This window comes from Nitratireductor soli, assembly GCF_001050155.1.
Lineage (GTDB): Bacteria > Pseudomonadota > Alphaproteobacteria > Rhizobiales > Rhizobiaceae > Nitratireductor > Nitratireductor soli.
In genome coordinates this window covers 124995-149361 of the sequence record NZ_LFVY01000005.1, presented here as the reverse complement: position 1 = coordinate 149361, position 24367 = coordinate 124995, and the positions used below count along the sequence as shown (strand labels likewise).

Annotated in this window: 24 protein-coding genes and 1 tRNA gene; 22 read left to right on the top strand and 3 right to left on the bottom strand. The window is 64.0% G+C overall.

Annotated features, from left to right (window positions below):
- Positions 1-19: 19 nt before the first annotated feature.
- Positions 20-154 carry a hypothetical protein gene (locus AB843_RS26260; protein WP_280136276.1) on the bottom strand — a complete coding sequence of 45 codons (135 nt, stop codon included), beginning with the start codon at positions 152-154 and terminating at the stop codon, positions 20-22.
- Positions 155-395: 241 nt separating this feature from the next.
- Between AB843_RS26260 and AB843_RS07885 the strand changes: the two genes are divergently transcribed.
- From AB843_RS07885 to glpK, 19 genes are all read left to right on the top strand, one after another.
- Complete coding sequence (locus tag AB843_RS07885; protein WP_048646258.1) at positions 396-1013, top strand: LysE family translocator; 618 nt, start codon at positions 396-398, stop codon at positions 1011-1013.
- Between the two features lie 71 nt (positions 1014-1084).
- Positions 1085-1585, top strand: coding sequence for a pantetheine-phosphate adenylyltransferase (coaD, locus tag AB843_RS07880; RefSeq protein WP_048646257.1), 501 nt, complete (start codon positions 1085-1087; stop codon positions 1583-1585).
- Between the two features lie 19 nt (positions 1586-1604).
- Positions 1605-2195: a peptidylprolyl isomerase gene (locus tag AB843_RS07875; RefSeq protein WP_048646256.1), complete on the top strand. Its 591-nt coding sequence runs from the start codon at positions 1605-1607 to the stop codon at positions 2193-2195.
- A 120-nt stretch (positions 2196-2315) separates the two neighbouring features.
- Positions 2316-2792: a peptidylprolyl isomerase gene (locus AB843_RS07870; protein ID WP_048646255.1), complete on the top strand. Its 477-nt coding sequence runs from the start codon at positions 2316-2318 to the stop codon at positions 2790-2792.
- A 218-nt stretch (positions 2793-3010) separates the two neighbouring features.
- Positions 3011-4087: a tRNA preQ1(34) S-adenosylmethionine ribosyltransferase-isomerase QueA gene (gene queA, locus AB843_RS07865; RefSeq protein WP_048646408.1), complete on the top strand. Its 1077-nt coding sequence runs from the start codon at positions 3011-3013 to the stop codon at positions 4085-4087.
- The gene (tgt, locus tag AB843_RS07860) at positions 4084-5214 is read left to right on the top strand and encodes a tRNA guanosine(34) transglycosylase Tgt (protein ID WP_048646254.1); all 1131 of its coding nucleotides are present in this window, start codon (positions 4084-4086) and stop codon (positions 5212-5214) included. Before queA ends, tgt begins: the two co-directional genes overlap by 4 nt.
- Before the next feature lie 154 nt (positions 5215-5368).
- A complete protein-coding gene (locus AB843_RS07855; RefSeq protein WP_157384458.1) occupies positions 5369-6778 on the top strand; it encodes a circularly permuted type 2 ATP-grasp protein in 1410 nt (469 codons plus the stop codon).
- 17 nt (positions 6779-6795) lie between these two features.
- Positions 6796-7737 (top strand): alpha-E domain-containing protein, encoded by a 942-nt coding sequence (locus tag AB843_RS07850; protein ID WP_048646253.1) that lies wholly within the window; start codon positions 6796-6798, stop codon positions 7735-7737.
- Between the two features lie 357 nt (positions 7738-8094).
- On the top strand, positions 8095-8889 hold the full coding sequence (locus AB843_RS07845) for a transglutaminase family protein (RefSeq protein ID WP_048646252.1): 795 nt from the start codon (positions 8095-8097) through the stop codon (positions 8887-8889).
- Positions 8890-8924: 35 nt separating this feature from the next.
- Positions 8925-9653 (top strand): proteasome-type protease, encoded by a 729-nt coding sequence (locus tag AB843_RS07840; RefSeq protein ID WP_048646251.1) that lies wholly within the window; start codon positions 8925-8927, stop codon positions 9651-9653.
- Between the two features lie 148 nt (positions 9654-9801).
- On the top strand, positions 9802-10575 hold the full coding sequence (locus AB843_RS07835; RefSeq protein ID WP_048646250.1) for a DeoR/GlpR family DNA-binding transcription regulator: 774 nt from the start codon (positions 9802-9804) through the stop codon (positions 10573-10575).
- Between the two features lie 139 nt (positions 10576-10714).
- Complete coding sequence (gene glpD / locus AB843_RS07830) at positions 10715-12295, top strand: glycerol-3-phosphate dehydrogenase (RefSeq protein WP_048646249.1); 1581 nt, start codon at positions 10715-10717, stop codon at positions 12293-12295.
- Positions 12279-13361 carry an ABC transporter ATP-binding protein gene (locus tag AB843_RS07825; protein WP_048646248.1) on the top strand — a complete coding sequence of 361 codons (1083 nt, stop codon included), beginning with the start codon at positions 12279-12281 and terminating at the stop codon, positions 13359-13361. The genes glpD and AB843_RS07825 overlap by 17 nt, the downstream gene beginning before the upstream one ends.
- A 9-nt stretch (positions 13362-13370) precedes the next feature.
- The gene (locus AB843_RS07820; protein ID WP_048646247.1) at positions 13371-14462 is read left to right on the top strand and encodes an ABC transporter ATP-binding protein; all 1092 of its coding nucleotides are present in this window, start codon (positions 13371-13373) and stop codon (positions 14460-14462) included.
- Complete coding sequence (locus AB843_RS07815) at positions 14459-15322, top strand: carbohydrate ABC transporter permease (RefSeq protein ID WP_048646246.1); 864 nt, start codon at positions 14459-14461, stop codon at positions 15320-15322. The genes AB843_RS07820 and AB843_RS07815 overlap by 4 nt, the downstream gene beginning before the upstream one ends.
- A complete protein-coding gene (locus AB843_RS07810) occupies positions 15319-16119 on the top strand; it encodes a carbohydrate ABC transporter permease (RefSeq protein WP_048646245.1) in 801 nt (266 codons plus the stop codon). Before AB843_RS07815 ends, AB843_RS07810 begins: the two co-directional genes overlap by 4 nt.
- 26 nt (positions 16120-16145) lie before the next feature.
- Positions 16146-16430 (top strand): DUF2160 domain-containing protein, encoded by a 285-nt coding sequence (locus tag AB843_RS07805; protein WP_048646244.1) that lies wholly within the window; start codon positions 16146-16148, stop codon positions 16428-16430.
- Positions 16431-16567: 137 nt separating this feature from the next.
- On the top strand, positions 16568-18298 hold the full coding sequence (locus AB843_RS07800) for an ABC transporter substrate-binding protein (RefSeq protein ID WP_048646406.1): 1731 nt from the start codon (positions 16568-16570) through the stop codon (positions 18296-18298).
- 264 nt (positions 18299-18562) lie between these two features.
- Positions 18563-20056 (top strand): glycerol kinase GlpK, encoded by a 1494-nt coding sequence (gene glpK / locus AB843_RS07795; protein WP_048646243.1) that lies wholly within the window; start codon positions 18563-18565, stop codon positions 20054-20056.
- 16 nt (positions 20057-20072) lie between these two features.
- Here glpK and AB843_RS07790 read toward each other — a convergent pair whose 3' ends face one another.
- Positions 20073-20504, bottom strand: coding sequence for a hypothetical protein (locus tag AB843_RS07790; protein WP_048646242.1), 432 nt, complete (start codon positions 20502-20504; stop codon positions 20073-20075).
- A 215-nt stretch (positions 20505-20719) separates the two neighbouring features.
- On the opposite strand from AB843_RS07790, the gene AB843_RS07785 reads away from it, so the two are divergent.
- The gene (locus AB843_RS07785) at positions 20720-21595 is read left to right on the top strand and encodes a bile acid:sodium symporter family protein (RefSeq protein ID WP_048646241.1); all 876 of its coding nucleotides are present in this window, start codon (positions 20720-20722) and stop codon (positions 21593-21595) included.
- 11 nt (positions 21596-21606) lie between these two features.
- On the opposite strand, the gene AB843_RS07780 is transcribed toward AB843_RS07785, so the two are convergent.
- Positions 21607-21682: transfer RNA gene (locus AB843_RS07780), tRNA-Lys, on the bottom strand.
- A 256-nt stretch (positions 21683-21938) separates the two neighbouring features.
- On the opposite strand from AB843_RS07780, the gene AB843_RS07775 reads away from it, so the two are divergent.
- Together AB843_RS07775 and glmU are read left to right on the top strand one after the other, a co-directional pair.
- Positions 21939-22697, top strand: a complete 759-nt coding sequence (locus tag AB843_RS07775) for a cytochrome c biogenesis CcdA family protein (protein ID WP_048646240.1) — start codon at positions 21939-21941, stop codon at positions 22695-22697.
- 177 nt (positions 22698-22874) lie between these two features.
- Positions 22875-24227, top strand: a complete 1353-nt coding sequence (gene glmU / locus AB843_RS07770; RefSeq protein ID WP_048646405.1) for a bifunctional UDP-N-acetylglucosamine diphosphorylase/glucosamine-1-phosphate N-acetyltransferase GlmU — start codon at positions 22875-22877, stop codon at positions 24225-24227.
- Positions 24228-24367: the final 140 nt, after the last annotated feature.

The following is a 24367-nucleotide window of genomic DNA, read 5'->3' as shown; positions in this document are numbered from 1 at the left end:
GGCGCGAAATCGCGACAGATCAGCGACGATGAGCGCCGAAACCGCCGCGCGGGGGATTTTCCAGCTTCACGCGATTGGCTTCGTCATGCAGGCTGATGGCCGTGGCGATCAGCATGGCGAGGGTCATGGCTGCGGCGAGGGTAAAGATGAGCATGGCTTGTCTCCTTTGTCTCATAACGAGGAAGGACGCCGTTTGGTTTCAATGCTCGTGAAGGCGCCCCGTAAGCCTGTGTGCGTTGAATAGCCGTTTTGGTTCGAACCGATGTTGAATGAGCCGTTCATCTGCGGTTCATCGCAAAGGCTGGCACGGCGGGCCTTGCGCGCCTCGGCGTTTCGTGGATTTGATACGATCATCGCCGAAACCATGGGCGAGCAACGGAGCAAAGACGAACGCGATGCCTGAGACCGCTCTTTTCCTGTCCTATGTGGCCGCCTGTTTTCTCATCATCATCGTGCCAGGACCGACCGTTACCGTGATCATCGCCAATTCGCTGAAGCACGGCACCCGCGCGGGGCTGCTCAACGTTCTGGGCACGCAGATCGGCCTGTTCACGATGATGCTGGTTCTGGCGCTCGGCCTCTCGGCGGTGGTCGGCGTGATGGGCAGCCTGTTCGAGGTGCTGCGCATTCTAGGCGCCGCCTACCTGATCTGGCTGGGCGTCAAGCTGTGGCGCTCCAACGGCCAACTGGCGACGGAGGAACGCGCCGCCAGGCCCGGCGGCTCCTTCGTGCTGCAGGGGCTGATCGTGGTCTGGTCGAACCCCAAGGCGCTGCTGTTTTTCGGCGCGTTCATTCCGCAATTCATCGATCCGGCGCTCGGCAGCCCGGCCATGCAGACGGTTCTGCTCGGCCTGGTCTTCATGGCCGTGGCGACCATCGGTGACGGGCTTTATGCGGTGGTTGCCGGCGGCGCGGGCACGCGGCTTTCGCAAAGCCGCATCCGCCTGACGGAGCGTATTTCCGGTACATTTCTGATCGGCGGTGGCCTCTGGCTCGCCCTGGCGCGTCGCTGACAATCGCTTGCTGGTCCGATTGCCCGCATCGGCGAATTGCCTTCCACGGCCAAGATGGATAGAAGCACGCCATGACTGAGCGCACAGCCTTTTACGCCGGTTCCTTCGACCCGCTGACCAACGGCCATCTCGACGTGCTGAAGGGCGCGCTGACGGTCGCCGACACCGTGGTTGTCGGCATCGGCCTCCATCCCGGCAAGACGCCGCTTTTCACCTATGAGGAACGGGTCCGCCTGATCGAGCAATCGGCGGCCGACGAGCTTGGCGGCGATGCGGGCCGCATCAAGGTGGTCGCATTCGACAAGCTGGTCATCGACGCCGCGCGCAAGCACGCCGCCTCGATCATGATTCGCGGCCTGCGCGATGGCACGGATCTCGATTACGAAATGCAGATGGCCGGCATGAACGAGACCATGGCCGCCGACCTGCAGACGGTGTTTTTGCCCGCCAGCCCGTCCGTGCGCACCATTACCGCCACACTTGTGCGCCAGATCGCGTCCATGGGCGGAAACGTCGAGCCTTTCGTGCCGTCCGTCGTCCTGGCGGCATTGAGGAAAAAATTCCCCGCCTGAAGAACCATAGGAGAGTTTTATGCAGCTTCGTAAGCTTGCCTCGTCCGTCATTGTGGCGGGTATCCTGATGAGCGGACTTGGTGCAGCGATTGCCGCCGAGCCCGAGGACACGATGATCGTCAAGCTGAAGAGCGGCGAGGTGACCATAGCGCTCAGGCCCGATCTGGCGCCGAAGCATGTCGCCCAGATCAAGGCGCTGGTGGCTGAGGGCGCCTACAAGAACGTCGCCTTCCATCGGGTCATCGAAGGATTCATGGCGCAGACCGGCGACGTGCAGTATGGCGACGTGGAAGACGGGTTCGACGCGCGCCAGGTCGGCACCGGCGGTTCCGACAAGCCGGACCTGCCGGCCGAGTTTTCCGACGCCGCCTTTGAGCGCGGCACGGTCGGCATGGCGCGCTCGGCCAACCCGGATTCGGCCAATTCGCAGTTTTTCATCATGTTCGCCCCGGCGACGCACCTCAACGGCCAGTACACGGTCGTCGGCCAGGTCGAAGCGGGCATGGAACTGGTCGACCAGATCAAGCGCGGGGACCCGGCCCAGAACGGCATGGTGCAGAACCCCGACACCATTGTCGACGTGCGCCTGGCGTCCGACGCGAAGCAATAGCTAGAGCGCCATGCGTCCATTCGGACGCATAAAGGACGCTCTATATCTTTGTTTTTCCGCATTTATGCGGACGTCAGGTGAAACCACCTGACTGCAAAATACTCTAGAAAGGAACAAGTCATGGCTGACATCAAGGACCCCGAAAACACGATTCTCATGGAGACGACCAAGGGCAAGGTCGTGATCCAGCTTTTCCCGGATGTTGCACCGGGCCATGTCGGCCGCATCAAGGAGCTGGCGCGCGAGAATTTCTATGACGGCATCGTCTTTCACCGCGTGATCGACGGGTTCATGGCGCAGACCGGCGATCCGACCGGCACCGGCATGGGCGGGTCCGACAAGCCGGACCTGAAGGCCGAGTTCTCCAACACGTCGCACGGCCGCGGCACCTGCTCGATGGCCCGCTCGCAGAACCCGAATTCGGCCAACTCGCAGTTCTTCATCTGCTTCGACAAGGCACCATGGCTCGACCGCCAGTATTCGGCCTGGGGCCAGGTGATCGAGGGCATGGACGCCATCGACCAGATCAAGCGCGGTGAACCGGTCTCCGATCCCGACAAGATCGTCACCATGCGGGTTGCCGCGGATTTGGCGTAGCCGGATAGCGCGTTAGATGCCTGTGCGCTCATCTACCCCCCTCTGGCCTGCCGGCCATCTCCCCCTCAAGGGGGGAGATTGGATAGCCGCATATGCTTTGCAAGTCGCCGGCGTTGCAAAACTTGCGACCCGTGGAAGATTGCCGATCTCTCCTCTTGAGGGGGAGATGGCCGGCAGGCCAGAGGGGGGTGCTGAAGCGCTCGGCCTTCCTGTGCGTCATGCGCGTTGATCTGTTCGATTTCGATCTACCGGAAGAGCGGATTGCGCTGCGCCCGGCCAGTCCGCGTGACAGCGCACGGCTTCTGGTGGTTGGCCGTGCGGGGATGGAAGACCGCATCGTAAGCGACCTGCCGGACCTCCTGAGGCCCGGCGATGCGCTGGTCTTCAACGACACCCGCGTCATCCCCGCGCGCCTCAACGGAATGCGCCGGCGCGGCGAAACCGAGGCGCGCCTCGAGGCGACGCTGCACATGCGCACCGGCCCCGACCGCTGGAAGGCGTTTCTGAAGCCCGCCAAGCGGGTCAATGCCGGCGAACGCATCAGCTTCGGCCATGACGGGACAAGCTGTTTCCTGGGCACGCTGGATGCGACAGTCGCCGAGAAGGGCGAGGGCGGCGAGGCTTTGCTCGTCTTCGATTTTTCCGGCCCCGTGCTCGACGAGGCCATCGCCGCCGCCGGCCACATGCCGCTGCCGCCCTACATCGCCGGCAAGCGTGCGGAAGACGAACGCGACGAGACCGATTACCAGACCGTCTACGCCAGGGAAGACGGGGCGGTGGCAGCACCGACCGCCGGCCTGCATTTCACGCCCGAACTGCTGGCCGCGCTCGACGCCGCCGGCATCGAACGGCATTTCGTGACGCTGCATGTCGGCGCCGGCACGTTCCTGCCGGTCAAGGCCGACGACACCGACGACCACAAGATGCACGCCGAATGGGGCGAGGTGAGCGAAGAGACCGCCGCCGCGCTCAACGCGGTCCGGGCGCGCGGCGGGCGGATCGTCTCGGTCGGCACGACATCGCTCAGGCTGCTGGAGAGTGCGGCGCGCGAGACGGGCAGGCTTGCTGCCTGGTCCGGCGCGACCGACATCTTCATCACGCCGGGCTACCGTTTCCGCACCGCCGACATCCTGATGACCAATTTCCACCTGCCGCGTTCGACATTGTTCATGCTGGTTTCTGCCTTCAGCGGCACGCAGCGCATGCGGCAGGCATACGGACACGCAATCGACGGTGGCTACCGCTTCTACTCCTATGGCGATGCCAGCCTGCTTTTCAGGGACGACCCCGCGTGAGCGATCACTTCACCTTCCGCCTGCTCGCCAAGGACGGCGATGCCAGACGCGGCGCGATCTCCATGCCGCGCGGCACGATCCGCACGCCTGCCTTCATGCCGGTCGGCACCGGCGGCACCGTCAAGGCCATGTATATGGACCAGGTGCGCGCGCTGGGCAGCGACATCATCCTGGGCAACACCTATCATCTCATGCTCAGGCCCGGCGCCGAACGCATGGCGCGCCTTGGCGGCCTGCACGCATTCGCCCGCTGGCCGCACCCGATCCTGACCGATTCCGGCGGCTTCCAGGTGATGTCGCTCGCTGATCTGCGCAAGATCACCGAAAAGGGCGTCACCTTTCGCTCGCATGTGGACGGGCAGGTGTTCGAGATGCCACCCGAGCGGTCGATCGAGATCCAGGGCCTGCTCGGTTCCGACATTCAGATGCAGCTCGACGAATGCGTGGCGCTGCCGGCCGACGAGGCGGAGATCGAGCGCGCCATGGAAATGTCGCTGCGCTGGGCCGAGCGCTGCAAGACGGCGTTCGGCGACCAGCCGGGAAAAGCCATGTTCGGCATCGTCCAGGGGGGCGACAAGGCGCATCTGCGCCAGCGGTCGGCGGAGGCGCTCGCCGCCATGGGCCTCAAGGGTTACGCGGTCGGCGGGCTGGCCGTCGGCGAGCCGCAGGCGGTGATGCTGGAGATGCTGGAGGCGACATGCCCGGTGCTGCCGGCCGGCAAGCCACGCTATTTGATGGGTGTCGGCACGCCCGACGATATCCTCAAATCGGTGGCGCGCGGCATCGACATGTTCGATTGCGTGATGCCGACCAGGGCAGGGCGGCACGGCCTGGCCTACACGCGGCGCGGCAAGATCAACCTGAAGAACGCCCGCCACGCCGAGGATATGCGTCCGCTGGACGAAGAGAGCGATTGCCCGGCCGCGCGCGATTATTCGCGCGCCTATCTGCATCATCTGGTGAAGTCGGGTGAATCGCTCGGCGGCATGCTTTTGACCTGGAACAACCTTGCCTACTACCAATCCCTGATGCAGGAGATTCGCGACGCCATCGAGGCCGGACGCTTCAACGAGCGCTCCATGGAAATCTCGGCGGCGTGGGAAAAGGGCGATGTTCCGGCGCTCTGATGCGCCTTGCCCAAACAAACGGCACGAACAGCTCCCGGTTGTGCCCAGGACATGGGCAGGGCGCCGCCACCATCCGCCGAATTGCACGTAAGCTACAGAAACCGCTTGCCTTTCGCAAACTTCCCCGTTGAAATGCGCGTGAGAGGAGCATTTCTTGACGCACTTCGACGAGATGCGCCTGGGGGGCCAGGCCAGACCACCCTATGAAGATTACCAGAGCTGGTTCGGCCGGCAGGACCCGAAGCGCCTGAGCCAGAAATCGGGAGACGCCGAGCGCGTGTTCCGCAGGACCGGCATCACCTTCGCCGTCTATGGCGACACGGAAGCCGCCGAACGCCTCATCCCCTTCGACATCGTTCCGCGCATCATATCCGGCAAGGAATGGCGCCGGCTGGTGCAGGGCATCGAGCAGCGCGTCCAGGCGCTCAACGCCTTCCTCGACGACATCTACCATCGGCAGGAAATCCTGCGCGCCGGCCGCATCCCGAAGGAGATCGTCGCCGGCAACGCCGCCTTCCTGCCGGAGATGATCGGTGTCCGCCCGCCCGGCGGCGTCTACACCCACATCATCGGCGTCGACATCGTCCGCACCGGCGAAGACGAGTTCTTCGTGCTGGAAGACAATGCGCGCACCCCCTCGGGCGTCTCCTACATGCTGGAGAACCGCGAGACGATGATGCAGCTTTTTCCAGAGCTGTTTCAGCAGGTGAAGGTGCTGCCGGTGGAGAACTACCCGCAGCTTCTGCGCGAATCGCTGACTGCCGTCACCCCGCAAGGCTGCGACGGTTCGCCGACCATCGCCGTCCTGACGCCCGGCAGTTTCAACTCCGCCTATTTCGAGCATGCCTTCCTCGCCGACCAGATGGGCGTCGAACTGGTCGAGGGACCCGATCTGCGCGTCGTCGACGGCCATGTGGCGATGCGCACGACGCAGGGCTACAAGAAGATCGACGTGCTCTACCGCCGCGTCGACGACGATTATCTCGATCCGCTGACCTTCAACCCCGATTCCGTGCTTGGCGTGCCCGGCATCATGGATGTGTATCGTGCCGGCAAGATCGCCATCGCCAACGCGCCCGGCACCGGCATTGCCGACGACAAGGCGATCTACTCCTACATGCCGGAAATCGTCGAATTCTATACGGGCCGCAAGGCGATCCTGCAGAACGTGCCCACCTGGCGCTGCTCGGAGCCAGACAGCCTCGCCTATGTGCAGGAGCATCTGGCCGAACTGGTGGTGAAGGAGGTGCACGGCTCCGGTGGCTACGGCATGCTGGTCGGGCCGGCGGCGTCGAAGAAGGAGAGGGCGGCCTTCGCCAAGAAGCTCGCCGCCAGGCCAGGCAACTACATCGCCCAGCCGACGCTGGCGCTGTCCACCTGTCCGATCCTGACCGCCAAGGGCCTGGCGCCGCGCCATGTGGATCTGCGCCCGTTCGTGCTGGTGTCGGACCGCATCCGCATCGTTCCCGGCGGCCTGACGCGGGTCGCCCTGAAGAAGGGATCGCTGGTGGTCAATTCCTCGCAGGGCGGCGGCACCAAGGACACATGGGTTTTGGATGACTGAGCGGAGGACGGCCTGACATGCTTCTGGGACGCTCGGCGAACGGTATCTACTGGATGCACCGCTACATCGAGCGGGCCGAGAACATGGCGCGCCTGGTCGATACGGGCCTGCGCCTGTCGCTGACCCAGGCGGGAACGGCCTCCGACGAATGGGCGTCCGTGCTGACCAGCGCCGGCGTGCGCGACGTGTTCGAAGAGGAAAACAGCGACTACGACACGGCCACCGTATCGAATTTCCTGCTGCGCGACCTGAAAAACCCGTCGAGCGTCATGTCGTCGATGGAAACGGCGCGCACGAACGCCCGCATGGTGCGCACCGCCCTGACCCGCGAGACCTGGGAAAGCGTCAACGAGGCCTGGATGGCGCTGACGCGCATGCTCAAGCGGCGCATCGACGAGCCGGACCTGCCGGCCGTGCTCGACGCGGTGAAGCGCGAGACGGCGCTGATCCGTGGCGCCTTTCAGGGCACCATGCTGCGCAACGAGATTTTCGACTTCGCCCAGATCGGCACGCTGATCGAGCGCGCCGACAACACGTCGCGCATCCTCGACGTGAAATACTACGTGCTGCTCCCGTCGGTCGCCTGGGTCGGCTCGTCGCTCGACAATCACCAATGGCAGACCATCCTGCGCTCGGTGTCGGCGCTGCGCTCCTATCGCTGGACCTATGAGGGCGACTACAAGCCGACCAATGTCGCCGACTATCTGATCCTCGACCGGCGCATGCCGCGCTCGCTGGCGTTCTGCTACCGGGGCATTTGCGATTCGCTCGACTATCTGGCCGATGCTTACGGCGTGCGCCATCCCTGCCACGATCTGGCGGCGGCAAAGTTCCAAAAACTCAAATCCGCCACGGTTGACGATATATTCGAAGAGGGGCTGCACGAGTTCCTGAAGGAGTTCATCCACGACAATGGCGCGCTCGGCGACCAGGTCGCGGCCGATTTCCGCTTCTATTGAGGACTAGGGCCTGTGGACAGTTATGGTTGCGGTACTGGTTTGGTCAGAATGGTTCAGGGTCGTAGCCTGAGGAGGAAGGACATGCAGCGCATATTCGACGACGAAGGCTGCGGCCCCCTAAAGTCGACAGGGCGGCCATTCTGGCCAAATCCCACACAAGTCGGGCTTGCCCGACTTGTGCATCCCGGAGTGCCGAACCCGGCGATAGCCGGGTTCGGGGGGACGCGGCATGCAAGGCCAATGGACGTCGTTGCAAAAACCTTGAAGTGGCCCGCACTGCGGCGGTTTTCGCGCCTAGCCATTGGCCTTGCATGCCGCGCCAGCACCACAACCATAACTGTCCACAGGCCCTAGCGCATGCGCCTGAAGATTTCGCACCGCACGGAATACCGCTACGACGCGCCGGTGTCCTACGCGCTGCAGCGGCTCAGGCTGTTTCCCCGCAGCGGACCAAGCCAGACGGTGCTCGAATGGTCGCTGACGGCTAAGGGCGCGCAGGACCAGGCGCGCTTTGTCGATGGCTTCGGCAACGACACGCGGCTGATGAGCATCGACGGGGCCCAGCGGGCGATCGTCATCGAGGCGGCGGGCACTGTCGAGACGCGCGATACGGCCGGCGTGACCGGCAAGCACGAAGGCCTGGCGCCTCTGTGGCTGTTTTGCCAGCAGACGAAACTGTGCACCGCCGGGCGCGGCATTGCGGGTCTCGTCAGGGCTATTCCCGACGGCGCCGATGTCGAGCGCCTGCATGGCTTGATGGCACTGGTGCGCGAACGGGTCGCCTACGTCATCGGCACCACCGATGCGGCCACCACCGCCGAGGAGGCGCTGGCCAATGGCCAGGGCGTTTGCCAGGACCACGCGCACATCTTTCTCACCGGCGCGCGCCTGATGGGCTTTCCCGGCCGCTATGTCAGCGGCTATCTGCGCATTGACGACGTGGACGAGCAGGTGGCGAGCCACGCCTGGGCCGAGGTTCATGTGGAGGGGCTGGGCTGGGTCGCCTTCGATTGCTCCAACGGCATATCCGCCGACGCGCGCTATGTGCGCATCGCCACCGGCCGCGACTATCGCGACGCCATGCCGGTGATCGGCATCAGGCTCGGACAGGCGCAAGAACAGCTTGCGGTTCAGATCACGGTCGAGCAGTAATCCGCAATGACGAATCTGCAAGAGGCGCCGTCCGCATGACCTATTGCGTCGGACTGAAGATCGATAGCGGCCTGGTGTTCATGTCCGACACGCGGACCAATGCCGGCGTCGACAATATCTCGACGTTCCGCAAGATGCGTTGTTGGGCAGCACCCGACGAGCGCGTGCTGGTCCTGCTGTCGGCCGGCAACCTGGCCACCACGCAGGCCGTCGTCAGCCTGCTCGAGGAGCGCACCAAGGCGCCCGACGAGCGCACGTCCTCGATGCTGGAAACACCGTCCATGTACCAGGCCGCGCGGCTGGTCGGCGAGACGGTGAAGGAGGTGATCCGCCAGTCGGCGCCGGTCGGCCAGAACGCCGACGCCTTCGGCGCGTCCTTCATTCTCGGCGGGCAGATCCGCGGCATGGAGCCGCGGCTGTTCCTCATCTATCCGGAAGGCAATTTCATCGAGGCGGGCGAGGACACGCCGTTTTTCCAGATCGGCGAGACGAAATACGGCAAGCCGATCCTCGTGCGCGCCCACGATGCGGCGATGAGTTTTGAGGAAACGGTCAAGCTGCTGCTGGTTTCCTTCGATTCGACGCTGAAATCGAACCTGTCCGTCGGCCTGCCGCTCGATCTTCTGTTTTACGCGCGCGACAGTTTCAGCGTCGGCTACGAAAAGCGCATCGATGCCGACGACGTTTATTTCAAGGCGATTTCCGATGGCTGGTCGATCGCGCTGAAAACCGCCTTCAAGAGCCTGCCCGATTTTTCGCGCTGACGCGGCTGTTTCCGGCCGCTTCCTTCAGGCTGACGCCGATGATGGGATAGGCATCGTATCGGCGCCCGCCGTGCAGTGGCGGACGGAGAATCCTTGCCGAATGTTCGTTTTCGCCTATAAATAGAAAAAACGAACATCGGACGATCGCATGAACACACCTCTCCTGATGCCGCGCCACGCCGAAATTCTGTCGCTCGCCAAGGAGCATGGGCGGGTCCTGGTCGACGATCTCGCCGTGCATTTCGACGTCACGCCGCAGACCATCCGCCGCGACCTGAACGAATTGTGCGACCGCCGCCTGTTGTCGCGCATCCATGGCGGTGCATTGCTGCCGTCGGGCATCGAGAACATGGAATACGAGGCGCGCCGCAAGATCGCCGCCGGCGAAAAGCAGGCGATCGGCCGCGCCGCCGCCCGATTGATCCCCGACCGCGCCTCCCTCTTCGTCAACATCGGCACGACGACGGAAGCCGTCAGCGATGCGCTTCTCGACCATGAAGGCCTGATGGTGATCACCAACAACATCAATGTCGCCAACAGGATGCGCGTCTATCCCTCGTTGGAGGTGATCATCGCGGGCGGCGTGGTGCGCGGTTCGGACGGCGGCATTGTCGGCGAGGCGGCGGTTGATTTCATTCGCCAGTTCAAGGTCGATTACGCGGTGATCGGCGTTTCCGCCATCGATCATGACGGTGCGCTCTACGATTTCGATTTTCGCGAAGTGAAGGTGGCCCAGGCGATCATCGCCAATGCGCGCCACGTGATCCTGGTGTCCGATTCCACCAAGTTCGACCGCGGCGCGCCGGTGCGCATCGGCCACATCTCGCAGGTCGACACGTTCATCACCGATGCCTGTCCCGTGCGGGCCGTGCGCGACCTGTGCGAGGAAGCCGGCGTGCGGCTGATCGAGACGGCGGGGTAATCGCCGACATATTTTCGTTTGACATTCGTTATGGTTTCTAAATAATTCACTTTGTCTCCATTGGCGATGGGAACGGCAAGCAATGCCGACTGAGCCGAGAACTAGGCCAAGAACTGGGCCGGAGACGAGGGAGGATCGATTGCCGGCTTCAGCCGTTCGCGCTTCTGAAATCCTTGATGTGTTCGTCATCGGCGGCGGCATCAACGGGTGCGGCATCGCCCGCGACGCGGTCGGGCGCGGCTATTCGGTCTGCCTGGCCGAAATGAACGATCTGGCCAGCGGCACCTCCTCCGGTTCGACAAAACTGATCCATGGCGGCCTGCGCTACCTCGAGCATTACGAGTTCCGCCTGGTGCGCGAAGCGCTGATGGAGCGCGAGGTGCTGTGGCACAACGCGCCGCACATCATCTGGCCGATGCGTTTCGTCCTGCCCCTGCACAAGGGGCTGCGGCCGGCCTGGCTGATCCGGCTCGGCCTGTTTCTCTACGATCACATCGGCGGCCGCCGGCTGCTGCCCAAGACACGCACGCTCGACATGCGCAGCGACCCCGCCGGCAAACCGCTGAAGAATGCCTATCGGCGCGCCTTCGAATATTCCGACTGCTGGGTCAACGACGCGCGCTTCGTCATCCTCAACGCCCGTGACGCCGCCGACCGGGGCGCCGATCTGCGCACGCGCACGAAAGTCGTGTCGGCATCGAGCGCGGACGGCATCTGGACCATCCGCATGCAGGACCTGACGTCGGGCGCCGTCGAGACGGTGCAGGCCCGCTACCTGGTCAATGCGGCCGGCCCCTGGGTCGATCATGTGATCGCCGGTGTGCTCGGCCAGAACGACGTCGACAATGTGCGCCTGGTCAAGGGCAGCCACATCGTCACCCGGCGCATATCCGACGATCCGCGCGCCTATTTCTTCCAGAATGCCGATGGCCGCATCATCTTCGCCATCCCCTATGAGGAGGATTTCACCCTGATCGGCACCACCGACCAGGATTATGACGGCGACCCGAAGGACGTGGCCATCAGCGGCGAGGAGATCGATTATCTCTGTGCCGCCGCCAGCGAATATTTTACCCGGCCGGTCACAAGCGACGACATCGTCTGGACCTATTCCGGCGTCCGCCCACTGTTCGACGACGGTGCGTCCAAGGCGCAGGAAGCAACCCGCGACTATGTCCTGAAGACGGAGACGACCGGCGACGGCGCGCCGATGCTGCATGTCTTCGGCGGCAAGATCACCACCTACCGCAAGCTGGCCGAGGCCGCGCTCGACAAGATCGGCGATACGCTGGGCGCCGGCGGCGCGCCATGGACCGGCGCGGCGACGCTGCCGGGCGGCGACTTCCCGGCCGATGGATACGCAGCCCAAGTCGATGCGTTGCAGCGCGACCATCCGTTCCTCGAAGCGGCCCACGCCCGGCGCCTGGTGCGGCTTTACGGCACCAAGGCGCGCCGGCTGCTCGGCGGGGCGAAGAGCCGGGCCGATCTTGGCCGCCATTTCGGCTCCGATCTCTACGAGGCGGAACTGCATTATCTCGCCCGCGAGGAATGGGCGGTGACCGGCGAGGACGTCCTGTGGCGGCGCACCAAGCGCGGCCTGCACATGACGGTGGAGGAAGCGGCCGTGGTCGACGCCTTCATGCGCGGCCTGGTCAGCGCGAGCCGGGATGCGGCACGGATCGGCCACGAGGGAGGGGGACGCCATGCTGGAACTGCGTGATGTGTCGAAGACCACATCCGGCCAGCCGCATATCAGCCATGTGTCGCTGACCTTCGCGCCAGGCTCTTTGAACGTGCTGCTCGGCCCGACGCTGGCCGGCAAGACCAGCCTGATGCGGCTGATGGCCGGGCTCGACCGGCCGACGGAAGGCAGCATCTGGATGGAGGGCCAGGATGTCACCGGCGTGCCGGTGCAGAAGCGCAGCGTCGCCATGGTCTACCAGCAATTCATCAACTACCCGGCCATGACCGTGTATGAAAACATCGCCTCGCCGCTGCGCGTGGCTGGCGTCGCCAAGGCGGTGATCGAGGAGCGGGTAACGCATGCCGCCGATCTGCTGCATCTGACGCCGCATCTGCGCCGCACGCCGCTGGAACTGTCGGGCGGCCAGCAGCAGCGCACGGCCCTGGCACGCGCCATGGTCAAGGAGGCCCGCCTTGTCCTGCTTGACGAGCCGCTCGCCAATCTCGACTACAAGCTGCGCGAGGAACTGCGCGCCGAACTGCCGAGAATCTTCGCCGCCTCCGGTGCCATCTTCGTCTATGCGACGACCGAGCCCAGCGAGGCCCTGCTTCTGGGCGGTCATACGGCAGCGCTCAGCGAGGGTCGTGTGACGCAGTTCGGTCCGACCATCGAATTGTTCCGCGAACCCGCCGACCTCATCACGGCGCAAACCTTCGCCGATCCGCCCCTGAACATTGTTGCGGTCGACAAGAGGGGATCGAATTTCCAGCTTGATGGTGGGCTGAACCTCCAGGTGCCGGCTCGCTTGAGCGGCATAGCCGACGGCGCGTACACGCTCGGCTTTCAGCCACACCATCTTTCTTTTCAGCCGCGCGCCTCAGACGCCGTTGCCGTCGAGGCGCGCGTCTCGGTGACCGAGATCACCGGCTCCGAGAGTTTTGTCCATCTGGATTTCGCCGGCCGGCGCTGGGTCATGCTCGAGGAGGGCATCCACCGGCTCGATGTCGGGGAAAGCGTGCGCGCCTTCATCGACACGCGCCACATGCTCGTCTTCGACACAAGCGGCCGGCGCATTTCCACCGCCGCGGCTTTGGCGGCATAGGGGGAGCGGATGGCGCGCATCGACCTCAACAACATCCGCCACGCCTACATGGCAGCGCCCAAGGGCGACGATGATTTCGCCCTGAAGCGGGTTCATCACACATTCGACGATGGCGGCGCCTATGCGCTGCTCGGGCCGTCGGGCTGCGGCAAGACCACGCTGCTCAACATCATGTCGGGTCTGTTGCGGCCGACCGAAGGCGAAATCCTGTTCGACGGGCGCGATGTCACGGGCCTGTCGACGGAAGAGCGCAACATCGCCCAGGTGTTCCAGTTTCCGGTGGTCTACGACACGATGAGCGTCCGCGACAATCTGGCCTTTCCCCTGCGCAATCGCGGCGTTGCCGCCGGCGAGATCGAGCGCCGGGTGAACGAGATCCTGGAGATGATCGGCCTGGCCGACCGCGCCGGGCAGAAGGCCAGGGGCCTGACCGCCGACGACAAGCAGAAGATCGCCCTTGGCCGCGGCCTGGTGCGCTCCGATGTCAGCGCCATCCTGTTCGACGAGCCGCTGACGGTGATCGACCCGCATATGAAATGGGTGCTGCGCTCGCAATTGAAGGAACTACACCGCCGCTTCGCCTTCACCATGGTCTATGTGACGCACGACCAGACCGAGGCCCTGACCTTCGCCGACCAGGTGGTGGTGATGAACGAGGGCGAGATCGTCCAGATCGGCACGCCCGAGGAATTGTTCGAGCGGCCGAACCACACTTTCGTCGGCTATTTCATCGGCTCGCCCGGCATGAATGTCATTCCGGTTCGGGTCGAGGGCGCCGCCGCTCACATCGGCGCGCATCGCGTCGCACTGCCGGGCATTGCCGCGCTCGACGGCGCGGCCCGCACCGAACTCGGCGTGCGGCCCGAATATGTCCGCATCGGCGCCGAGGGCATTCCGGTCCGCATCGACCGCGTCGAGGATACGGGCCGGCGCAAGATCGTCCGCGCGGCGCTCGACGGACGGATAATCGCCGCCGTCATGCCCGAGGACATGACCGTGCCGGCAGAGCCGCATGTGACGTTCGATCCTGCCGGCATCAACCTTTACGCCAATTCCTGGCGGGTCGATCTGGCTCAGCCGGGCAGGGGGGCGGGCGCATGACCAAGACCTGGAACAACCGCGCCTGGTTCCTCGTCCTGCCGGTGCTGCTGCTGGTGGCCTTCAACGCCATCATTCCGCTGATGACGGTGGTCAACTACTCGGTGCAGGAAACCTTCGGCAACAATCTGTTCTTCTTCGAGGGCACGAAATGGTACCAGGACGTGCTGGCCTCGCCGCGCTTCCATGCGTCTTTGCTGCGCCAGTTCATGTTCACCTTCATCATCCTGGCGATCGAGGTGCCGCTCGGCGTCGCGATCGCCCTGACCATGCCGCGCTCCGGCCCCTGGGTGTCCGTCTGCCTGGTGCTGATGGCGCTGCCGCTGCTGATCCCGTGGAACGTCGTCGGCGCTATGTGGAACATCATGGCGCTGCCCGATATCGGCCTGCTCGGCTACGGCCTGAACAAGCTCGGCATTCCGTATAATTTCACCCGCCAGCCCTTCGCAGCCTGGTTCACCGTCGTCCTGATGGATGTCTGGCACTGGACCTCGCTGGTGGTGCTGCTCGCCTATGCCGGCCTGCGCTCGATCCCCGAAGCCTATTATCAGGCGGCCAAGATCGACGGCGCCTCGCGTTGGTCCGTCTTCCGCTTCATCCAGCTGCCGAAGATGAACCGCGTGCTGACCATCGCCGTGCTCCTGCGCTTCATGGATTCCTTCATGATCTACACCGAGCCGTTCGTGCTCACCGGCGGCGGCCCGGGCAACGCCACCACCTTCCTGTCGATCGATCTGGTCAAGGCCGCGCTCGGCGAGTTCAACCTCGGCATCGCCGCCGCCATGAGCATCATCTACTTCCTGATAACGCTGCTGGTGAGCTGGATCTTCTACACGCTGATGATGCGGGGAGACGAGCAATGAGACTGACGAAGTGGCTCGTGCCGACGCTCTACATCACCTTCCTGCTCCTGCCGATCTACTGGCTGGTCAACATGTCGTTCAAGACCACCAACGAGATCCTCGGCGGCTTCAGCCCGTGGCCGAAGAATTTCACCACGGCCAGTTATGTGGAGATCCTGACCAATCCGGTCTGGTATAATGGATACATCAGCTCGATCAGCTATGTGCTTATAAACACGGTGATTTCCGTTTCATTCGCTCTGCCGGCGGCCTATGCCTTCTCGCGCTACCGCTTCCTTGGCGACAAGCATCTGTTCTTCTGGCTCCTGACCAACCGCATGGCGCCGCCGGCGGTTTTTGCCTTGCCCTTCTACCAACTCTATTCGGCGATCGGCCTGTTCGACACGCCCTGGGCCGTGGCGCTGGCCCATTGCCTGTTCAACATTCCGCTGGCCGTCTGGATCCTCGAAGGCTTCATGTCGGGCGTGCCGAAGGAGATCGACGAGACGGCCTATATCGACGGCTATTCGTTCCCGCGCTTCTTCGTCAAGATCTTCATGCCGCTGATCGCCTCGGGCATCGGTGTCACGGCCTTCTTCTGCTTCATGTTCTCATGGGTGGAGCTGCTTCTGGCCAAGACGCTGACCTCGGTCGCCGCCAAGCCCATCGCCGCCGTCATGACGCGCACGGCCAGCACGTCCGGATACGAGCTTGGCCTGCTGGCCGCCGCCGGCGTGCTGACCATCATTCCAGGCGCCATCGTCATCTATTTCGTCCGCAACTACATCGCCAAGGGCTTCGCCCTCGGGCGGGTGTAGGCCCGGTTCGGACAGGGAGGAACCATATGCTTGATCTCACCTGGATGGCCTGGACCTGGCAGACGGCGACCTTCTTCGCCGTCATCCTGGCGCTGCTCTGCGCCATGACGGTCTGGGAATGGGCGAGCCCCGGCGGCGGTCCGCGCCACGGCATCCTCGGTCTCGACACGACGCGCGGCGACCGGCTGTTCATCTCGCTTCTGGGCAGCGCGTTCATCCATCTCGGATGGCTTGGGTTTACGGACTTGTCGCTTTGGGGCGGCACGGTCTTGTCGCTGGCTTATGCCTTTGCGGTTTTCCGCTGGGTTTAGCCATCGGCAGTGAAACGCGGGAATGCCAAACGGCGTTCCGGCGAAACAGGCGCTTGTCTCTGCATCAGGAACGGCAGGGGAAAATCGCCACAACCGCATTCGCGTAAAGCATGCGGAAACAGGAGGAGGAGTTTGAAATGAAAGCGCATTTGAAAGCATCCGTTGCTGCAATCGCTTTGCTCTGGCTGCCCGGCCAGGCCATGGCGGACATGGCAGCCGCGGAGAAATGGGTCGATGCCGAGTTCCAGCCCTCATCGCTGACGCGCGACGAGCAACTGGCCGAGATGGACTGGTTCATCAAGGCGGCCGAGCCCTTTTCCGGCATGGAGATCAACGTCCTGTCGGAGACGATCCCCACCCACAGCTATGAAGCCGAGACCCTGACCAAGGCGTTCGAGGAGATCACCGGCATCAAGGTCAACCACCAATTGCTCGGTGAGGGCGAGGTGGTGCAGGCCGTCCAGACGCAGATGCAGACCAACCGCAATCTTTACGACGCCTATGTCAACGACGCCGACCTCGTCGGCACGCATTCGCGCCTGCAGAGCGCGGTCAGTCTGACGGAATGGATGGAAGGCGAGGGCAAGGACGTCACCTCGCCGACCCTCGACCTGGAAGATTTCATCGGCCTTGCCTCCGCCACCGGCCCCGATGGCAAGCTCTGGCAATTGCCTGACCAGCAGTTCGCCAATCTCTACTGGTTCCGCAAGGACTGGTTCGACCGCGCCGACCTGAAGGAGCAGTTCAAGGCCAAATACGGCTACGAGCTCGGCGTTCCGGTCAACTGGTCGGCCTATGAGGACATCGCCGACTTCTTCACCAACGACGTGAAGGAGATCGACGGCGTTCGCGTCTACGGCCACATGGACTACGGCAAGCGCGCGCCCGATCTCGGCTGGCGCATGACCGATGCCTGGCTGTCGATGGCCGGTGCCGGCTCGAAAGGCCTGCCCAACGGCCGTCCCATCGACGAATGGGGCATCCGCATGGAGGAGGGCTCGTGCAATCCCGCCGGCGCGTCCGTCAGCCGCGGTGGCGCTACCAACGGCCCGGCCGCCGTCTACTCCATCCGCAAATGGGATGAGTGGCTGCGCCAGTATGCACCGCCCGGCGCCGCCGATCTGGACTTCTACCAGTCCCTGCCGGCCCTCAGCCAGGGCAACGTCGCCCAGCAGATCTTCTGGTACACGGCCTTCACCGCCGACATGGTCAAGGCCAAGGGCGAGGGCAACAACACAGTCGACGACGAGGGCAATCTGTTGTGGAAGATGGCTCCCTCGCCGCACGGGCCCTACTGGGAAGAAGGCATGAAGCTCGGCTATCAGGATGTCGGTTCCTGGACCCTGTTCAAGTCGACCCCGGTCGACCGGCGCAAGGCGGCCTGGCTCTATGCCCAGTTCGTCACCTCCAAGACCGTCGACGTGAAGAAGAGCCACACCGGCCTGACCATCATCCGCGATTCGACGGTCAACCATGAATCCTTCACCGAGCGCGCGCCGAAACTCGGCGGCCTGGTCGAGTTCTATCGCTCGCCCGACCGTGTTTTGTGGACGGATACCGGCATCAACGTTCCCGACTATCCGAAACTGGCGCAGATCTGGTGGCAGCAGATCGGTGACGTGAACTCCGGCGCCTTCACGCCGCAGGAAGCGATGGACCGGCTGGCAGGCGAAATGGACATCACCATGGCCCGCATGCAGGCGGCCGACGAATCCGCCAATGTCTATGGCGGCTGCGGCCCGCGTCTCAACGAGGAAAAGGACCCGTCCGAGTGGATCGGCAAGGGCGGCGCCAAGGCCAAGCTCGAAAACGAGAAGCCGCAGGGCGAGACCATCGTCTATGAGGAAATCGTCAAGCGCTGGCAGTAGGGCTTTTCGAGCCACGATCCGTGGAGGCGGCGCAGGTCCGCCTCCACGAGCGAACAAGACCGGCGAGCCTGCGGAGCGGGATCGTTCCGGCATGGATCCTCGGGTCAAGCCCGAGGATGACGATGGCAGAGGCATTGCGACCAATCGCCAACCTTGGCAATCTGAGCAAACACATTGTTTCGTCATCCTCGGGCTTGACCCGAGGATCCATGCCTGAGCATCACCATATCCTCGACGCCGAAAGAGCCCAGGACGGGAGGAAGCATGAACCGCCACATATTGGCGATCGACCAGGGCACGACATCGAGCCGGGCGATCGTCTTCGACGGCAAGATGCGGGCCATCGCCACCGGGCAGAAGGAGTTTCCGCAGCATTATCCCGATTCCGGCTGGGTCGAACATGATCCGGAAGACATCTGGAAGAGCGTCGTCGCCACCGTCCGCGCCGCGCTGCGCAAGGCGAAGCTCACGGGCGGCGACATCGCCGCGATCGGCATCACCAACCAGCGCGAGACCGTGGTCGTCTGGGAGCGCGATACAGGCCGCCCGATCCACAACGCCATCGTCTGGCAGGATCGCCGCACCGCGCCGCTGTGCGAAAAGCTCAAGAAGCAGGGTCTGGAAAAGACCTTCACCGCCAGGACCGGCCTGTTGCTCGATCCCTATTTCTCCGGCACCAAGCTTGCCTGGATCCTCGAACGCGTGAAGGGCGCGCGCCAGCGCGCCGAAAACGGCGAGCTGATGGCCGGCACCATCGACAGCTTTCTCATCTGGCGCCTGACCGGCGGCCGCTCGCACGTCACCGACGCCACCAACGCCTCGCGCACGCTGCTTTACAACATCAAGACCAATGCCTGGGACGACACGCTGCTGAAAATCCTCGACATTCCGAGGGTGATGCTGCCGCAGGTGAAGGACTGCGCAGACGATTTCGGCGTCACCGACAAGAAACTGTTCGGCGCCGAAATCCCCATTCTCGGCGTTGCCGGCGACCAGCAGGCGGCGGTCATCGGCCAGGCCTGTTTCGAACCGGGCATGCTGAAGGCCACTTACGGAACAGGCTGCTTCGCCGTGCTCAACACCGGCGAGACGCTGGTGCGCTCGAAGAACCGGCTGCTCACCACCATCGCCTATCGGCTCGGCGGCAAGACCACCTATGCGCTGGAAGGGTCGATTTTCGTCGCGGGCGCGGCCGTGCAATGGCTGCGCGACGGGCTGAAGGTGATCGGCAGGGCGGCCGATTCCGGGGCGCTTGCCGCGAAGGCCGATCCGACGCAGCATGTCTATCTCGTGCCGGCCTTTGTCGGCCTGGGCGCGCCCTATTGGGACGCCGAGGCGCGCGGCGCGATCTTCGGCCTGACGCGCAACACCGGCCCGGCGGAGTTTGCCCGCGCGACCTTGGAATCCGTTGCCTACCAGACGCGCGACCTGCTCGACGCCATGCGCAAGGATTGGAAGGGCGGCGCCGGCAGTACAGTTCTGCGTGTCGATGGCGGCATGGTGGCGAGCGACTGGACGATGCAATGCGTGGCCGACATGCTCGACGCGCCCGTCGACCGGCCGACCATGCTGGAAACCACGGCGCTGGGCGCCGCGTGGCTGGCCGGATCGCGGGCAGGTGTGTGGCCCGATGCGGCGACATTCGCCAGGGCCTGGGCGCTCGACCGGCAGTTCACGCCGCAAATGGGTGAAGCAGAGCGCAAAGAGCGGCTGAAAGGCTGGCGCGACGCGGTGCGCCGCACGCTGTCTTCGTCTTAGCCAGCGGCGCCAGGTTTCACAGATCGCCGCAATCGTCCGACACGCCGGCCTGGACGCTTTTCGTGATCCGGTTGGCCTCGATCGCGGACAATTCCCGCGTCAGGAGCTGATTGTCGGGAAAATCGTAACACACCGCCACCGCGATGAGGCCGTTCTCGCCGCCATCGACGCGATGCCTGATCCGGACGCCTTCGGCGGCCGTTTCCCACGCGTCGAGCGCGGCGATGAACTCGGCCTTCGTCTGCGTGATGCCGAGATCCTGCAGCACGATCACCGCATCGACGGCCAGCAATTCGCCGAACCCCGCGCGATCACTGTCGATCAATGCCGCGTACCAGGCGGAGATTGTCGGATTGTCGTCCGCCATGGCCGGCAGCGACGCGTTGACGGCCAGAGCGAGCGCAAGGCTCAAACTGAAAAGGCAAGAACCGAAGCGGATCGTCATCATTTCGTTTCCATGGCCAGGCCGTCCACGCTCCAATCAAGGCATGGCCAGCACTGAAACGCTTCTGCAAGCCGGATGCAATCGAATTCCCCGTCATGGCAGCGCCGCCTGGCAGGAATGAGCCGGAACTCTGGCAGCATCAGTTTGGTCGGCTGCTTGCGCATCGCGCAGGAAGCTCGGATAGTCCGAACTGGGTGATTCACGAGGGGCGAAAACGCATGGAACCCGGTCTTGCCATCAATGTCGGCCTGCCAGTCGCTTTGGTCATCATCATGCTGGGACTGGGGCTTTCGCTTCGGATCGAAGATTTCCTGCAGGTGATTGCCAAGCCGCGGCCTCTGATCATCGGCCTGTGCTGTCAGATCGTGCTCCTGCCGCTCCTCTGTTTCGTCCTTCTCACCGTTTCCGGCCTGCCGGTTTCCATCTCCGTCGGCATGATGCTTCTGGCGGCCAGTCCCGCCGGCACGACAGCGGCGCTCTACACGCATCTCGCCCGCGGCGATGTCGCGCTCAGCCTCGCATTCGCAGCGGTGACCTCCGTCCTCGCCATGTTCAGCCTGCCGATCATCGCCAACCTGTCCGTGGCGCACTTCCTCGGCGAGCAACGCGCGGTCGGGCTTCAAGCGATGCAGGTGCTGCAGATTTTTGCCATCGCCCTGGTGCCGGCGATCGTCGGCGCCGTCATTCGCAGCCGCCGCGCCGAACTCGCGCGCCGCCTTGACCGGCCGGTCAAGCTGCTGGCCTCGCTGTTCCTGGCACTGGTGATCGTCTTCGCCCTGGTCAGCCATTGGGATTTGCTGCTGAAGTGGGGCCCGGCGATTGGTACGACCGTTTTGATCTTCAACGTGCTGAGCCTGGCGATCGGATATGTGGTGCCAAAAATGCTCGGCGTCGCCCAACCACAGGCGGTGGCGCTTGCCATGTCGATCGGCATTCACAATGCGGCGCTGGTCATCACCATCGCGCTCAGCGAGTTCATGCTGAACGATTCGCAAATGGCCATCCCACCGGGCCTTTACGGGGTCATGTCGTACCTGACCTGCGCAGCCTTCGTCTGGCTGCTCAACCGGCGGCCGGTGCAATCGTCGAACTGATTGTTGATTTCTGGTGAGCGCGCAGGGGCTCGAACCCTGGACCTACTGATTAAAAGTCAGTTGCTCTACCAACTGAGCTACGCGCTCCCGGGGGCCCCGAGCAGGGCCTGGAAAGTGCGCGGAACATAGAGAGGCGCTTATCGCCGGTCAACCGCAAAACCGCCGATGTGCCGCCGCATTTTTTCGCCTGTCGGCCGGGCTTCCTCTCCCCGCGTCGCGACCACATGCCACGCAAAGGTGATTGGCGCCGGCAAATCCGTGTGCGTATAGGGATCACGCTCGGCTCGCCGGATGCCGGGGCGGGTGAGCGAACGGACGAAACGGAACGCACGGGAAATGAAGCATGGCGGTTGATGTCGGTTATCTGAGCGCATTGGGGGCCGGCGCCCTGTCGTTTCTTTCGCCCTGCGTGCTGCCGCTCGTGCCGCCCTACCTCTGCTACATGGCGGGTGTTTCGGTCGAGGAGTTTCAGGGCCGGGCGCCGGCGGATGGCGCGCGCGCCGCGCCGAGCCAAACGCGCATGGCGCTGTTTTCCGCCTCGCTCGCCTTCGTTCTGGGGTTCACCACCGTGTTTGTCCTGCTCGGCGCCGGCGCCTCGAGCATCGGCGCGGTGCTGCGCGCCTGGCAGCAGGAACTGGCCATCGCTGCCGGCATCGTCATCATCCTGATGGGGCTGAATTTCCTCGGCATCCTGCGCATACCGTTCTTGTCGCGCGAAGCGCGTTTTCAAGCGGGCGGCAAGCCGGCGACCGGGCTTGGCGCCTATGTCATGGGCCTGGCCTTCGCTTTCGGCTGGACGCCCTGCATCGGCCCGGTGCTGGGGCCGATCCTGACGCTGGCCGGCGGGCGCGAAACGGTCGGCGCCGGCGCGGCGCTGCTGGCGGTCTATTCGCTGGGCCTCGGCATCCCGTTCCTCATCGCCGCCCTGTTCTCGAGCAGCTTCATGCGCTTCCTGTCGCGTTTCCGCATGCATCTCGGCCGCGTCGAGAAGGTGATGGGCGGCCTGCTGGTGCTGGCCGGCGTGCTGTTTCTCACCGGCGGCATGCAATCCATGGCATTCTGGCTTCTGGAAACCTTTCCAGCCCTTGGCAGGCTCGGCTGACGCCGTGGCATTGGTGCCGCTAAAATATTGATTCTAGGGCAACTTTGCTTCAGTAGAAATGAATGCGAAGCCTTCATTTCTACTGAAGCGTTGCACTAGGCCGCTGTGATGCTAAACAGGGCCGATTCTGAACCGCGACGGGTCGTCTCCATGCCATCCTTGCCATCGCTGCCATCGCTGAATGAACGCAGTTGCCTTTCCGTCATTCTCGCCGCAGGCGAGGGCACACGCATGAAAAGCGCCACGCCGAAGGTCCTGCACAAGATCGCCGGGCTGGAAATGCTGGCCCATGTGGCGCGCGCCGTGCAAGAGGCCGGCGGCGGCGACACCGCGCTGGTGGTCGGCCATGGCGCCGATGCGGTGACGGCCGCCGCCGGTTCTTTTGCGCCCCGTGTGGAAAGTTTCGTTCAGGCCGAGAGGCTGGGAACCGGACACGCGGTGCTGGCCGCCCGCGCGGCAATCGCCCGTGGTTACGATGACATTCTGGTGACCTTCGGCGACACGCCGTTGATCGCCCGCGATGCCCTTCGCCAGATGCGCGCGGCCCTGGCAGTGGGCGCCGACGTGGTCGTCATGGGCTTTCGCACCGAACGGCCGACCGGCTATGGAAGGCTGATCGAAAAGGGCGACGCCCTGACCGCCATTCGCGAGGAAAAGGACTGCACGGACGAGGAGCGGCGCATCACCTTTTGCAACGGCGGAGCGATGGCCATTGCCGGTGCAAAAGCCCTGTCGCTGCTCGACGCCGTCGGCAACGACAACGCCAAGGGCGAGTATTATCTGACGGACATTGTCGAGATCGCCGCCGGGCAGGGCATGACGGTGCGCGCCATCGAGGCAGATTTCGAAAGCGCGCTGGGCATCAACAACCGCGCCGAGCTGGCGGAGGCCGAAGCCATCTGGCAGCGCCGCCGCCGCCGGCAGGCGATGCTCGATGGCGTGACGATGATCGCCCCCGAAACCGTATTCTTCGCCCATGACACGGTGATCGGCGCGGATACGGTTCTGGAGCCGAACGTCTTCTTCGGTCCGGGCGCCGTCATCGGCGCCAATGTCGTCATCCACGCCTGCTGTCACATTGAGGAGGCGCGCGTGGAAGACGGCGCCGCGATTGGTCCTTTCGCCCGGTTGCGGCCCGGCGCGGAAATCATGACGGGCGCCAAGATCGGCAATTTCGTCGAGATCAAGAAGGCGCGCATAGAGCCGGGCGCCAAGGTTCCGCATCTGTCCTATATCGGCGACGCGCGGATCGGCGCGAAGGCCAATATCGGCGCCGGCACCATCACCTGCAACTATGACGGGTTCTCGAAACATTTCACCGATGTCGAGCCCGGCGCCTTTGTCGGCACCAATTCCTCGCTCGTCGCCCCGGTCACCATCGGCGCCGGCGCCTATATCGCCTCGGGCAGCGTCATCACCGAATCGGTGCCCGCCGACGCCCTGGCTTTCGGCCGTGCGCGCCAGTCGACACGCGAAGGTTTTGGCAAGCGGTTGCGCGAGCGGCTGGCCGCGCTGAAGGCGAAGAAATAAAGCGCCTTGAGCGGATTTGCGTAACGGAGTTTCAAGACGGTTGCGGTACGGATATCCATAGCGTCCGTTACCCGCTGAAGCTGAAATGGACTGAAAGACTTGTTGATTTTTACCCGCTTCGCCGGCGCTCTAGAAGAACG